At 44.8% G+C, this 13,004-nt stretch carries 13 protein-coding genes; 9 read left to right on the top strand and 4 right to left on the bottom strand.

Features of this window, described 5'->3' with window-relative positions:
* Positions 1-3: 3 nt before the first annotated feature.
* On the bottom strand, positions 4-663 hold the full coding sequence (locus EK374_RS05965; protein ID WP_127021058.1) for a GNAT family N-acetyltransferase: 660 nt from the start codon (positions 661-663) through the stop codon (positions 4-6).
* A gap of 119 nt (positions 664-782) precedes the next feature.
* Between EK374_RS05965 and EK374_RS05960 the strand changes: the two genes are divergently transcribed.
* Entirely contained in the window at positions 783-1,010 is a 228-nt protein-coding gene (locus EK374_RS05960; protein ID WP_127021056.1) for a DUF2789 domain-containing protein, read from the top strand.
* A gap of 71 nt (positions 1,011-1,081) precedes the next feature.
* Here the strand turns inward: EK374_RS05960 and EK374_RS05955 are convergent, their stop codons facing one another.
* Positions 1,082-1,450 (bottom strand): DUF3192 domain-containing protein, encoded by a 369-nt coding sequence (locus EK374_RS05955; RefSeq protein WP_127021054.1) that lies wholly within the window; start codon positions 1,448-1,450, stop codon positions 1,082-1,084.
* A gap of 168 nt (positions 1,451-1,618) precedes the next feature.
* Here EK374_RS05955 and EK374_RS05950 point away from each other — a divergent pair, with 168 nt between their 5' ends.
* Together EK374_RS05950 and EK374_RS05945 are read left to right on the top strand one after the other, a co-directional pair.
* Entirely contained in the window at positions 1,619-1,906 is a 288-nt protein-coding gene (locus EK374_RS05950) for a hypothetical protein (protein ID WP_127021052.1), read from the top strand.
* Complete coding sequence (locus EK374_RS05945) at positions 1,906-2,682, top strand: Zn-ribbon-containing protein (protein WP_127021051.1); 777 nt, start codon at positions 1,906-1,908, stop codon at positions 2,680-2,682. The genes EK374_RS05950 and EK374_RS05945 overlap by 1 nt, the downstream gene beginning before the upstream one ends.
* A 6-nt stretch (positions 2,683-2,688) precedes the next feature.
* Here the strand turns inward: EK374_RS05945 and syd are convergent, their stop codons facing one another.
* Positions 2,689-3,249: a SecY-interacting protein gene (syd, locus tag EK374_RS05940; protein ID WP_233280348.1), complete on the bottom strand. Its 561-nt coding sequence runs from the start codon at positions 3,247-3,249 to the stop codon at positions 2,689-2,691.
* 85 nt (positions 3,250-3,334) lie between these two features.
* On the opposite strand from syd, the gene queF reads away from it, so the two are divergent.
* Complete coding sequence (gene queF / locus EK374_RS05935) at positions 3,335-4,174, top strand: NADPH-dependent 7-cyano-7-deazaguanine reductase QueF (protein WP_127021049.1); 840 nt, start codon at positions 3,335-3,337, stop codon at positions 4,172-4,174.
* A gap of 662 nt (positions 4,175-4,836) precedes the next feature.
* Here queF and EK374_RS05930 read toward each other — a convergent pair.
* Positions 4,837-6,537, bottom strand: a complete 1,701-nt coding sequence (locus EK374_RS05930) for a M61 family metallopeptidase (protein WP_233280347.1) — start codon at positions 6,535-6,537, stop codon at positions 4,837-4,839.
* 483 nt (positions 6,538-7,020) lie between these two features.
* Here EK374_RS05930 and EK374_RS05925 point away from each other — a divergent pair, with 483 nt between their 5' ends.
* From EK374_RS05925 to EK374_RS05905, 5 genes are read left to right on the top strand one after another with little or no spacing between them, the layout of a single operon-like run.
* Positions 7,021-8,583 carry a GGDEF domain-containing protein gene (locus tag EK374_RS05925; protein ID WP_407691854.1) on the top strand — a complete coding sequence of 521 codons (1,563 nt, stop codon included), beginning with the start codon at positions 7,021-7,023 and terminating at the stop codon, positions 8,581-8,583.
* Positions 8,584-8,618: 35 nt separating this feature from the next.
* Positions 8,619-9,974: a nucleotide 5'-monophosphate nucleosidase PpnN gene (gene ppnN / locus EK374_RS05920; protein WP_127021043.1), complete on the top strand. Its 1,356-nt coding sequence runs from the start codon at positions 8,619-8,621 to the stop codon at positions 9,972-9,974.
* Between the two features lies 1 nt (position 9,975).
* A complete protein-coding gene (xni, locus tag EK374_RS05915) occupies positions 9,976-10,779 on the top strand; it encodes a flap endonuclease Xni (RefSeq protein WP_127021041.1) in 804 nt (267 codons plus the stop codon).
* Positions 10,780-10,784: 5 nt separating this feature from the next.
* Complete coding sequence (locus EK374_RS05910; protein ID WP_233280346.1) at positions 10,785-11,171, top strand: DUF3192 domain-containing protein; 387 nt, start codon at positions 10,785-10,787, stop codon at positions 11,169-11,171.
* A 1-nt stretch (position 11,172) separates the two neighbouring features.
* Entirely contained in the window at positions 11,173-12,930 is a 1,758-nt protein-coding gene (locus EK374_RS05905) for a hypothetical protein (RefSeq protein WP_127021039.1), read from the top strand.
* The last annotated feature ends 74 nt before the right edge of the window (positions 12,931-13,004 follow it).

Here is a 13,004-nt window from a genome sequence, read left to right as displayed (position 1 = left end):
TGCTTACTCCACTAGCGTTAAAGGACTGCTTTGTCTTGGTCTGAACATTAAACTACCTTTGACCTTGCTGAAATTCAACTCTGTCACTTGCTGATAATGATCAGCACTAAAAAAGGCTTTATTTTTCTCCAGCGTGACGAAAACACCTATGCCCAAAGAAGCCGGATTTTGCTCTACGATCGAATCCACCGCATGCATCAGATAATGCCCTAAGCCCAAATGCTGGTACTTAGGTGAAATGGCAATGAAGGCCAGCATATGGTAATGCTGTACCGGCATAGCTGCATGAATACGCTGCTCTTTTTCTAATAATTGCCTGGTAGATACATAGCCTGCTGTCAGTAACATTTTTAAGCGCCAATGCCAGAATCTGTCGCCACTCAATTTAGAACCAGGCTCTGTGACACAAGCCACACCTAATAGCTGCTGCTCAATAAAAATACCTATCACAGGCTGTTCTTCCTGCCAGAATACATTCAGCTCTTCCCGAATAGCAGCTCTTAATCGTTGTTCATAGTCGCTTTTTTCAGCCTGAAAGATATCCATAAACACAGGATCGTCATGATAAGACTGATATAACAGGGAGGCGGCTAATTTCAATTCATCAGGGGTTAACAACTGTGCTTTAAGCTGGTTCAGATCAAGAGCGGGTTGATTTGGCATGATGTATCTCTGTGATTTATTCTAGTTTGAGTATCAACATAGCAGCCAGACCGCAGATTGCCAATGCAGAGACCTGGCCAGACAACTATAGTTAACAGACATAACCCAAGGAGTTTATTATGGATATGACCACACATGACATGGCCACTTTGTTTGCTCAGCTCGGTCTGGACAACAGCCCATCGGCTATCAAAGCTTTTGTCGCTAGTCATAAAATTCCGGCTGACATGTCTTTGGCTCAGGCATCCTTTTGGACTGATGCACAAGCCAGTTTTTTAACAGAGAATTTAAAACAGGATGCAGACTGGTCTGACGTTATTGATCAGCTAAACGTACTGTTGCGATAACAAACTGCTGAATTGTGTTAAAAAAAGGGAGACCTTGCCAATTTGGCAAGGTCTCCCTACTCCAGGGATTGTTACAACTGACGATAGGCCTTATCGCCCCAGCCCGTTAACACGCCATTTTTAAATACCAATGGAGTGCATTCGTCTTTGCTGGTTTCGCCGTCACTGTGCTCATGATGAGTGCGGTAAAACAGCACTACAGTTTCGTTGCCTGCGTCACGGAATGATTCACTGAAATCTGGTGTACCTAACTGGCCACGCACTGAAGCTAATTCCGCGCCCAGATTTAATTGACTAATCACCTGATTATTTAATTTTTGCGCTTTTTTCCATGACGAATTATTGCCGCCGTCATGGTCGTCATTGTCACCTATTGCCACCACACAACCAGATAACGCCATCAAGGCTGTTGCTACTGTTAATACCTTTAAATAATTCATTGCTTTTCCCTTAGAGTTTTAACTTGTTGGTTTTAACTTGTTGATAGCTAAAAGCAAAACTGGGGCCAACTTTTAAAATCGTTAAATAACAATAACTTACAAAATCACACTAGTGGTAGGAACAACTTAGGTGGTAAATTTCACTAAATTTTAGTGAAACTAAAGAAAATGATGGAACAACTCAGCCAACAAGTGGCAAAAATTGCAGCTCAACTGCAACAAGAAGGCAAAGAGCCCAGCTTGGCTCTGGTTAAGGCCCGCTTAGGTACTGCTACTATGAGCCCGGCTTTATTGCAGGCTTATCAGGCATGGCGTAATGGTGCAGTGCCCCTACAATCAGAACCAGCACCTGAATCACAACCTCTACCCGAACCGCAGGTGTCTTCTGATATCAAAGCAGACCTGGCTCGTATCGAAGCCAAACTTGATCTGATCATTAAAAAACTGGGGATCTGATGTTAGTTGCTGAGCTGGAATTTAAAATTATTGCCGATACCAGCTTTGCTGCAGCAGAAAAAGGTATTCGCTATTATCTGGAAAAACTGATTTTTCAGGGCCAGATTTTAGGCCGCGAATTCCCAACTTATCAGGCGAAAGACAGCTTTTTTAGTCGAGTGGTGCTGCCGCAGTCTGATGCTTTAGACAAAAAGTCACACAGCCAAGCTGGGCTCACTGCCTTGGAGCTATTACAACAAGCGGGTTTAAGTTACCCCAGACTCAGCATTCTGGGTGATGATTTGATGTCCAACCATACAGATCCATGCCCCAGTCATCAGGCGTTGATTTTGTTCTGTAGTTTCTCTGCAACCAACTCAGTGCTGTACTGCGCAGAACATTTTGCGCCAGTGCCTTTGTATAAAGTGGGCCGTACCAGCGGTGAAGATTTTGAGTCTTTAGTGCGCTGGCAATTGCAGTATCAGGCTTTGGATGAAATTCAGATGCAGCAAGCAAGGGTGCTGTTTAAAAGTGCCGAACAAAGTGTGCAGGGATTTTACAGTGCTTTAAATCAGCAAGGCTATAAACAGGCCAGAGCTTTAAGTAACGAGCTGAACAAGCCAGTTTATTATTATCTTTACAGCGGCAGCAGCGATAACTGCGAGCTGGATGCAGAGAAAAAATGCCCATCCTGCGGTTCAGACTGGAAACTGGGTCAAAGTTGGCATGGCTTGTTTGATTTTTGCTGTGTACCTTGCCAGCTCTTATCCAATATAGCTTTTGACTGCCAGCCCTGAATCAGCTCAGAAACTTAGCTGCTGTAAAAAGGTGGCTAAGTCAGTTGCCAGCAGCTCTTTGACTTCCATCCCTACTTTCTCCAGATAAACTTCGCCTGTCGCCACTAATACCGAGACTAAATAATCGTCGTGATCAGTGGCAGCAATAAATACAGTGTCGCGCTGCTTTAAGCGTCTTTTCATCAATATATGGGCAATGATATTTTGCTGCAACCGCTCGAAATCAGCCTGATGCCAACTCATCAATAACTCAAGTTCACCTCTTTCATGGCGAACCTTTAATCCGCCACCAAAATGGCTGGTGTAAAACTCAATCAATTGAGGCGGGAACTCAAGTTCCAGCGCCTGTTGGGTTTTGGACAAGTCCAAAGCTGGATCGGCTTTTACTGGATGCCAATGGACTTCTCCGTCCACCACATCCCCATACTGGCAAGGAGAAACTTGTTCAGGGTCGGCCCAACTGAGCAGTTCTGGGTGTTTTTGCTGATAAGACGCTACAAATTGTGCAAATTGCTGATGGAATTGGCCCGGCATGGTGATTCGCTTCTGTGCTAAAATTGCCGCCATTCTAACTTGGTTGCGGCTATATTCCCAAGTCATTGGTGTGACAAGACGTAATCAATATCGCTATAGCTTCCTCTAAGAAGGCTCTATGACAAAAATACAGACAGAGCAATTGGCGGGACTGACCTTAGGTCAGGCCACTGCTTATATTGATCAGTACAGTCCTGAATTATTGCAGGCTGTGCCACGCACTTTAGGCCGTCAGGCTATAGGTTTAGACGCTGAGTTACCTTTTGTTGGACAGGACACCTGGCACGGCTACGAGCTGTCTTGGCTGACACCAAAAGGCAAACCTATGGTGGCGCTCGCTACTTTTGTAGTGCCTTTTGATACACCTAATCTGATCGAGTCCAAGTCCTTTAAACTCTATTTAAACAGTTTAAATCAAAGCAAATTTGCCGATATCAGCCAGCTCTACCGCACTATGAAAACCGATTTATCGGCCTGTGCCGGTGGCCCTGTGCAGGTGACTTTGCATAACGTCAACGAGCTGACCGCCTTTCAGCCCACCTGGTTACCAGGCCGCTGTATTGACGATTTAGATATTGAAGTAGAGCACTACGACTACAAACCAGAGTTGTTGCAACTAAACCCAACAGGGGCTGTGGTCGACGAAAAGCTGCATTCGCATTTGCTCAAATCCAACTGCTTAATCACTTCTCAGCCCGACTGGGCCAGTGTCTATATTCATTACAAAGGCAAAGCTGTGGATCATGCATCTTTGCTGAAGTACCTGATTAGTTTCAGAAGCCACAATGAATTTCACGAGCAATGTGTAGAGCGGATTTATCTGGACTTATGGAATTTGTGTCAGCCCGAATTTCTGATGGTCTACGCCCGCTACACCAGAAGAGGCGGCCTGGATATCAATCCACTGCGTTCCAGTGAACCTTGTGACCAGCCGAATTTACGCTTAACACGGCAGTAATAAGTGGGGGTGAGTTTTATTGCCCCCCAAAGTGACGCAGTAGAGTCAAAGCTTGATTTCCATTCTGTGGCACAAGCTTATTCTTATCGTTCATTATACGGGCTTAGTAGCTAAGGACTGGCAAGCGAAAATAACAATCTTTACAGCCATTTTCTAACTCAAATGTTCATACCGCTAATTATTTCGGTGCTTGTATGAGAAGTCTGTGCTCGAACAGAGACTTTCGAGACTCTTGAGCCAACCAGATGTACTTATCACGTACGGAAACCACTGTAGTTAGCAACAAAACAACGCAAAGGGTCAGGTCTTGCGATGTGCCCCGATGCCTCATTTAGCTCTTTGCAGTCCATCAAAAAAGATCATAATCAACTACTGGCACCAAATACCCATTAGGACGCTGAATTATACTCACTTCGTTCGTACCCCTTCGGGGCCAGCTAAAGCTGTTCAACGCAAGCGTTGTCGCAGCGGCCTGGGGTCGCCTTTTATGAATTACATCCATGTAATTCAACCTGCGGGCTAGCCTTCGGCGGTTAGAAAGTGCTTCCTGCACTTTCTAGCTTTGGATACTTTCTTATGGCGAAGCAAAAGAAAGTACCTCGCCAGCGGCGAAACGCCTTGAATACCAAGCGGGCGGATACAAAACCCGCCCCACTATTTCCCTATAAATCCACACCCAACCAGGCCTTATGCATAGCTTTTTGCTCTCGGCTCGGTTTAGCGACAGGCACTACTTTGCCTGCGCCTTTGGCCTGATCAGCTAAAACGAGAGGTTGATGCTGTAAACGGCCCTGGCGGAAGTAGCTGATTTGTACTTTGTCGCCCGCTTTGAAATCTTTTAAGCGCTCAGCCAAATCGGCTTTTAGTTGTAAACCGTTAACTGCCACTATCAAATCTTCAGAGGTAAAACCAGCCTTCCAGGCCGGACTGTCTCGTTCTACTTTTTTCACCAGCGCAAAACCAGCTTTGTTTTCAGCTGAGACTCCAGAGAAAATTTCGCGCTCTTTGTCTTGTTGCCATTGCAGACCAAAACTGGCTAACAACTTTTCGATGTCAAAGTTCAGCGGCTGTTCTACCTGCTGCTGCCACCATGGGTTTTGGTCTTCGCCGGTCAGTTCAGACGCTATATCAATGACGTCTTTTGCAGTAAAGGCTGTGGTTTTACCAAATCGCTGATACAGCTGATCATGCAGTTCACGGTAGCTGGCTTTGCGGCCCGACTGTTTTAATATCAGCTCATCCATCAGCCAGCTGGCGATATAACCTTCAGAGTAAATGTTCACACCAAAGTTAGTACCATGATCGCCACCTAAACTAATCCAGCTGTCAAAGCTGCTTTCAGATACCGACTGCACTAAACGGCCCGGTGTATGTACGAACTTCTCCAGCCGTTTTGCCAGATCTTTGTAAAACTCTTCTTTGCTCATTAAAGCTGCGCGCAGTAGTAGCTGATTTTGGAAATAACTGGTGGACCCTTCAGAAATCCACAACAACCTGCTGTAGTTTGGATTCAGATAGTCATAAGGGACTAATTCGGACGGACGATAAGCTTTTACGTTCCAGGTATGCACCAGCTCGTGGGAGGCCGTACTTAAAAACGCCAGATAGTCTTCTCTTTTGCCGAAGGTAAACCTGTCTCTTTGGATCACAGTAGAATTCAGATGTTCTGTGGCTCCGCGAGCGCCATCAGTAGCATGCACAATAAAAACATAGCGCTGATAAGGATACCCCTGCCAGATAGCATCCGTTTGCTGCACCAGTTTTTCTAAGTCTTTTTGCATCTGGTTGGCGTTGTAATTGCCTTCGCCCCAAATCACCAACTCATAATCACGGCCATCGGCGCTAAAAGTTAAATGCTGATTTATACCAGTTTCGATTGGAGAGTCAGCCAACACATCATAATTAGCCGCGACAAATTGATGCTGGTTATCCCCTTTAGCCATACCTGAGAATGATCGCCAGCCCTGTGGCACATTTAACTGCACAGACACAGCTTGAGATTTTTGCTCATGGCTGAACATTAAAAATGCGCTGGAGTTGATATAGGCATGAGTTTCATCAATATGGCGGGTACGCTCACCAAGCTCGTTGGCATAAACACTGTATTGCACCAATACTTTGCCCGTTGTTGTTGGCTCTAAAGTCCAACTGCTTTTCTCGGTTTTTTGCCAAGGGATAACTTTACCCTGAGCATCCATAGCGCTGAAGCCGGTCACTCCTTTGGCCAAATCCAGAATTTGATATTTACCGCTGCGCCAGGCTGGCAGCATTAAGGTCAGGGGTTTTGCCTCTGTAACCTGAAACTCAACACGAACTTGTGCCAGATGATGTTGTGGTTCAGTGATACTAATTTGATAATTCACTTGTGCCCAACTGTATGCAGAGCAGCTCATTATGATCAGCACACAAAAAACTTTCAGAAATCTCACGCTGTAACCTCCAGAACCAAAAACGAAAAACAATCATAAATTCAAACAAATAGCGAACAAAACACTACCAACAGCTAAATTAAAGCGACCAGATTTATGTAACTCACTTCGTACTATTACATTTTAACTTTTACTTTCAGATCAAATTCTGTTCTAATGCAAAGCGTCCTGACAGGGACAACCCTATTAACTTCAGACCAAAAGTGAACAAGATGAACTATCTGACCTCTGCTGAAGAACAAAGCTGGTTACCTTACTATTTAACCAAAAAGTAACCACAAAAAAATACCCTACATAATTGCTGATTTTAAGCGGACTTTTGGTCCGCTTTTTTCATTTCATACCAGATTATGCTGTCGCTTTTATCATTATTGCAGATATACTTAGCTCAAACCGAGCGGGTTTTGTACCTGGGGAATGATTCTGGTGGCCGAGCAGCAAAGTGATGTAAAACAACAGCTGGCAAATGCAGTCAAAGCGCGCAAACAGCTGGAAGATACCTACGAAAGTCAGTTTAAAATCCTGTCGCAATTTGTCTCCAGGTTATCGCTGGCCTGTAAGGGTATAGACATTGATCTCGACAATAAACTGGCTCGTTTACGTCAGGAATTTGCCAAGGGTACCGATCTGGAAAAGATCCTGCCTTTAGTAGAAAGCGCTGTTGAAGCATTAAAGAACCTGGAATCGCGTCAGCAAGCTGAACTAAAAAAAGCGCAAAGCACTTTAACCGATGCTGGAAAATTACTGCAAAAACAACGTGGTTTACCAGACCAGTTAAGGCGTGACCTACGCGACCTGCTCAATAAAGTAGAAGAGCCCTCCTCTACTGTTCAGGCATTTTTACCCCATCTGACCCATTTAACAGAGTTATATCAGTCTGCTTTAGCTACTAAACAACAAAGCGAACAAGGTGATGCTGTTGATGACAACAAGTATCAGACTATTTGTCGGCAAATTTCTAATGAATTAACTAATTTATTAAGCGAGCTGGCCTTTGAAGGTAAATATGGCCAGGACATAGAGAGAATCCGCTTAACTTTATTATCCGATGTCAGCATTGAAGCTCTGCTGGAATCCTGCCTACGCACTATTGAAATTATTATTGCCTCAGTGACAGACGAGCGTCAGTCAGCTCAACATTTCCTGCTGAAGTTAAACGAAGCCCTGACCGGGGTTCAGCAAGCAGTTGTCTCATCACTGAACACTTCGCACAATATTAAAGAAAAAATGCTGCTGTTAAACCAGCAAATAGAGCAGCAAATTACCAATTTAACTGCAGACACTAAATCAGCCACCTCACTGGAACAGCTGCAGTCTTTGGTCAGCAACAAACTTGGCGCTATAACTACTTCTTTGCGTGAAAAAGAGCAGCTGGAAAAAGATGAACGTGAACTGATGCTCACCACCTTACGTCATATGGAGTCCCGTCTGGCCGAGCTGGAACAGGAAGCCATGCAGTTTAAAAAACGTCTGGCCGAGCAAAAATTCCGCAGCTTGCAGGATGCCTTAACAGAATTGCCTAACAGAGCAGCTTTTGATGAGCGCTTTGAGCTGGAAATTCGACGAGCTCAGCGTTATGGTAAACCTTTAGCTATAGCCTTGGCAGATGTGGATCACTTTAAACAGATTAACGACAACTATGGCCATAGTGCTGGTGATAAAACCTTAAAAGTGATAGCCCAGGCGTTAAAACAAAGCTTACGTGAAACCGACTTTATCGCCCGTTATGGTGGTGAAGAGTTTATTATTTTGTTCCCGGAAACACATTTAGCTGAACTTAAACAGCCTCTGAATAATCTGAGAGAGAGGATTAAGAAAATCCCGTTTAAATTCAAAGACCAAAACGTTCCCATTTCAATTTCTTTTGGTGCGACAGAACTCAAAACCTCTGACAATAACAGAGCAGCTTTTGACCGTGCAGACGAAGCTTTATACGAAGCAAAACGTGCCGGTAGGGACTTAGTCGTACTAAAAAGCTGAACAACGGCGCAAGCCGGGTCATAAGGAAGTAATCTATGCATGTACAACTGAATCCGTTGGGCGCTATGGCGCTTTTATCTCAACTTGAAGTTGACCGCCTGAAAAACAACACCAGCTCTGACGCCTTTAGCTTATTCCGTAATTGTTGCCTTGCCGTATTAAACGTGGGTAGTCATACCGACAGTTCCAGCGAAATTTATGACCAGTTTAAAAACTTTGATGTGAATTTATTAGCCCGCGAACGTGGCATCAAAATTGAGCTGTTTAATCCACCGGAAAGTGCTTTTGTTGACGGTCAGATTATCCGTGGTATTCAAGAGCATTTATTCGCAGTGTTACGTGACATTCTGTTTTTCCATACTCAGCTGACCCACGCTAACAGACTGGATTTACAAAACAGCGATCATATCACTCATACGGTGTACGACATTTTGCGTAACGCCCGCGTCATAGACTCAGCAGTAGAGCCTAATATGATTGTCTGCTGGGGCGGCCATTCTATTAACGAAGCTGAATACAAATACACCAAAGAAGTAGGTTATCAGTTAGGTTTACGCGGCTTGGATATTTGCACAGGCTGCGGGCCAGGCGCGATGAAAGGCCCAATGAAAGGCGCTACTATTGGCCATGCCAAACAGCGTAATACCAAAGGCCGTTACTTAGGTTTAACTGAACCAAGCATTATTGCTGCCGAGCCGCCAAATCCTATAGTGAACGAACTGGTGATTTTGCCTGATATCGAAAAACGGCTGGAGGCTTTTATCCGTGTGGCTCATGGCATTATTATTTTCCCTGGTGGTGCAGGCACAGCGGAAGAATTGCTGTATTTACTGGGTATCATGCTGCACGAAAAAAACAAAGATCAGAAGCTGCCGGTGATCCTGACTGGACCACAACAAAGCGCGGCTTATTTTGCTGAACTGGCCAGTTTTATTGAACAAACTTTAGGTAAAGAAGCGCTGGATCTGATTGAGATCATCATAGACAACCCGGCCGAAGTGGCTCGTCGTCTGAAACAAGGCTGCGCTGAAGTACGACAATACCGTAAGAGCTGTGGTGATGCTTATCACTTTAACTGGACCTTACATATAGCACCTGATTTCCAGCATCCTTTTGCACCAACTCACCAGAATATGGCGTCTTTGGATCTGCATCTGGAACAGGATAAAGCAAAACTGGCAGCTCATCTGCGCCGGGCTTTTTCAGGCATAGTGGCTGGTAATGTGAAAGATGAAGGGATCAGAGCTATCAAACAACATGGTCCATTTAAGCTGTCAGGTGAACCTGCATTAATGAACCTGATGGATAAGTTGCTGCAAGCTTTTGTTGCTCAGGGCCGGATGAAGTTACCAGGTTCGAAATATGAGCCTTGTTATCAAATTCTGAACTGATATGGCACATTTGTTATTACTCGACGGACTAAACTTAGTCCGTCGCTTATACGCTGCACAGGAAAGACCTTTTCATAACTCCCCTGCCCCATACAGTGAAGCTACAGGCCAGCAACTGCTGCACAATACCGCAGAACAGTTACAACAAATTGCAGTTAAGCTGACGCGGCAATTTAAGCCAAGCCATGTATTGGCTGTATTTGAGGTCACTCATCTTAACTGGCGCACACAGCTCTATCCGGCCTACAAAGCAGACCGGCTGCCCATGCCAGAGCATCTGCAAATCGCTTTGCCTGTGTTGAAGCAAAAACTATCTGATGTTGGTATCCAGAGCTTTCAAATGCCAGATCAGGAAGCTGATGATGTGATTGCAAGTTTAGCCATGACAATGCGCCAACATCAGCAGCAAGTCACTATAGTATCGACGGATAAAGGTTATTTGCCCTTGCTTGCACAAGGAGTGGTGGTGTATGACCATTTTAACCGTCAGCAACACAGCAATGAGACAGTGCAGCAGAAGTTTGGCGTATTACCAGAGCAGTTAGTCCGATATTGGAGCCTGGTAGGAGATAAAACGAATAACATTAGTGGTCTGACAGGTATAGGGCCAAAAACGGCCAGCGAACTGTTAAAGCTGGGGCCAGATATTAAAACGGCTCTGGCACATCCGGATTGTCCGGCCAAACTCAAAGATAAAATTATGGCGTCTCGTGCTGAACTGCAGTTATTTATGCAGATCTTAAGTCTGAAAACTGATTTACAGTTGGGGCTGAATTTACAGCAAGTGCGTTTTACAGCATGCTGAGGCAGATGATGAAAGTAAAAACCCTAGCCTTCCTATTTGCAGGGCTACTGCTGTACGTAGGTTTAACCTGCACTACGTTGCTGTTTTATAAAGATGATCCTGATCAGATGAACTGGCAGGACAGAGAAGCCTTTAACACTAAATATATTTACAAACTGGATTTAACCAAAGCCATCAGCAGAGATCAGGTGATTGATTATCTGGGCGGACCTGATATTACTGAGGCGAAAAACCAACAGCAGCAGATTTATCAGGTTCTGTATTACCGCACTCACAGAACTAAAACCGACGGCATCACCACGCGTGACGAATGCACAGCTATTTTATTTAAGAACCAACAACTTATAGCTATAGGCGAAACCGCAGTAGAGCAATACAACCAACTGGATTGAGATGGCAACTTTGGGATCTTTGACAGCGCTTTATCAGGACTGCGGTATTTTTTATGCAGAGAAACACCTGTTATCTGTAGCACAGCAGCTGGAACTGCTGCAAAAGATCTGCCAGCGAACGGCGCAACTTGCCTGTAAAACTCCCTTTCTGCTGATATCCCAATTATCTCTTACCCCTGCCTCTGGTCTGGTTTCAAGCAAACTATTTATCAAACAAGCAGCCTTGTTAACAGCTATTGCTATGGCGGGCCGTTGGCCTGAAGAGCTGCTGTTTCAGTTGCTAAAATGTTGCTTGTTACAGCCTTTAGCGGTCAGCGTTTTATTGGAAAAGTCTGCAAAAGCAGAGGAGCTCAGTGCTGCAGAACAACAACAACTGAAGTTTCCTGCTGTAGTGACCATAAAACAACATAAAGAGCTGGTGGAAAAAGCAGGAGTACTCAACCTGCTGCGCCAGTGTTATGGCAAAAACAGAGGTTTAGCAACCTGGCAAAGCCCTTATTTTAGCCAACTGATTAGTTTTTGCTGGCAAATAACACGGCTGATGTTACCTGGCACTGGCAAGTTGATCGCATTGGAAAAAATAGCCCCCCAGCTACAGCCACAAGCCACCGGAACGGAACTACAATTCTGGCAGGCACTGTCTTGTTTAAACAGCAGCAGTTATAGCACAGGACGTTTTGTCCGCGATTCTGATGCGAACCTGGCGCTATTGCTTTGTGAACTTCACAGCACAGAGCAGATGCTGCTGTTAGTTCAGCCCTATGACAAAAACACAAAACAACTATTACCAGTACAAACAATAGCTGCGGCAGACTGGCAATTATTAAACCCAAGACAATACAGTCAGGACAACTGGCTTAGTGGTTGGCAACAAGACAACGAGCTTTTGCCGCAATGGCCTGAACCCTATGATTTACCGGCATTAAGCTGGCTACAACAATTGAGCCTGGCAGCCAAAGTAAGTCAGCAAACAGAGCTGATTGAACAACATCCATGGCTGATGCAACAATTGCTGGAAAAGGCTTCGGCACAAAGCAGGCAACAACAAAAGATTCAATCAACCCAACATGCTATTGCCATGCTGGGGCAGGAACAGCTACTGCCTTTATTAAAACAAGCCTGGTTGGAACAACATTGCCAGCAACAACATCAACCCCTGCATGACTGGTTGCTGGAGTTTCGGCGAGTGTTAGCCAAAGCTTTGTTTATGCTAACGCAACCAATAAAATTTTATGCTTTAACACCGCAACAAGCAGAGCTTTTAGCCTGGTGTTTGTGCTGGCCTTTATGGCAACAGTCCGATCTGCGCTTTTTGGCATTGTCTCATCCAACTCAGGCTATAAGCCTTATTAACCAATGGTTAAAGCAGCAGTTATGGCAGAGTGAGCATTATCAGCAACTGGCGGTAAAAACCCTGAAGCATCTGCAGTTTAATCAAAGCTGGCAGGATGCATGCCTGCATTACAGAGCGTTACCTACTTCGAGCCATTCCCATGCTATGGCTTTTGTCTTGGCTTTTGCTTTTGATCTGACCGCTTCGGTGTTTTCAGATAGCGACGATAAAGACAGGCTGACTCACAGCTATAATTTTATCGAACCCTATCTGACTATGCAGCTCTGTTCAGCGTCAGACTGGCAAGCTGAGTTGGTAGAACAAACCCAGCCAGTCACCCAACTGATTGCCAGTTGTAGTTTTATTTCTCCATTTTCTAAAGTTATGCCGCAGGAAGTGACAGATTTGTCGCAGATGTCAGCATAAACTGGAAAATAAACACCAAAACTGGTATATTTTCGGCGTTTTTCCACAAACTCTGGTACAACAGCTGTCATAAG

The organism is Rheinheimera mangrovi (assembly GCF_003990335.1).
Taxonomy (GTDB): Bacteria; Pseudomonadota; Gammaproteobacteria; order Enterobacterales; family Alteromonadaceae; genus Pararheinheimera; species Pararheinheimera mangrovi.
This window is presented reverse-complemented; position numbering and strand designations above follow the sequence as displayed.

Bases quoted from the DNA above. Each gene is read 5' to 3' on its own strand.
- EK374_RS05965 (WP_127021058.1), bottom strand. From the start codon at position 663: ATGCCAAATCAACCCGCTCTTGATCTGAACCAGCTTAAAGCACAGTTG.
- EK374_RS05960 (WP_127021056.1), top strand. From the start codon at position 783: ATGGATATGACCACACATGACATGGCCACTTTGTTTGCTCAGCTCGGT.
- EK374_RS05955 (WP_127021054.1), bottom strand. From the start codon at position 1,450: ATGAATTATTTAAAGGTATTAACAGTAGCAACAGCCTTGATGGCGTTA.
- EK374_RS05950 (WP_127021052.1), top strand. From the start codon at position 1,619: ATGATGGAACAACTCAGCCAACAAGTGGCAAAAATTGCAGCTCAACTG.
- EK374_RS05945 (WP_127021051.1), top strand. From the start codon at position 1,906: ATGTTAGTTGCTGAGCTGGAATTTAAAATTATTGCCGATACCAGCTTT.
- syd (WP_233280348.1), bottom strand. From the start codon at position 3,249: ATGGCGGCAATTTTAGCACAGAAGCGAATCACCATGCCGGGCCAATTC.
- queF (WP_127021049.1), top strand. From the start codon at position 3,335: ATGACAAAAATACAGACAGAGCAATTGGCGGGACTGACCTTAGGTCAG.
- EK374_RS05925 (WP_407691854.1), top strand. From the start codon at position 7,021: ATGATTCTGGTGGCCGAGCAGCAAAGTGATGTAAAACAACAGCTGGCA.
- ppnN (WP_127021043.1), top strand. From the start codon at position 8,619: ATGCATGTACAACTGAATCCGTTGGGCGCTATGGCGCTTTTATCTCAA.
- xni (WP_127021041.1), top strand. From the start codon at position 9,976: ATGGCACATTTGTTATTACTCGACGGACTAAACTTAGTCCGTCGCTTA.
- EK374_RS05910 (WP_233280346.1), top strand. From the start codon at position 10,785: ATGATGAAAGTAAAAACCCTAGCCTTCCTATTTGCAGGGCTACTGCTG.
- EK374_RS05905 (WP_127021039.1), top strand. From the start codon at position 11,173: ATGGCAACTTTGGGATCTTTGACAGCGCTTTATCAGGACTGCGGTATT.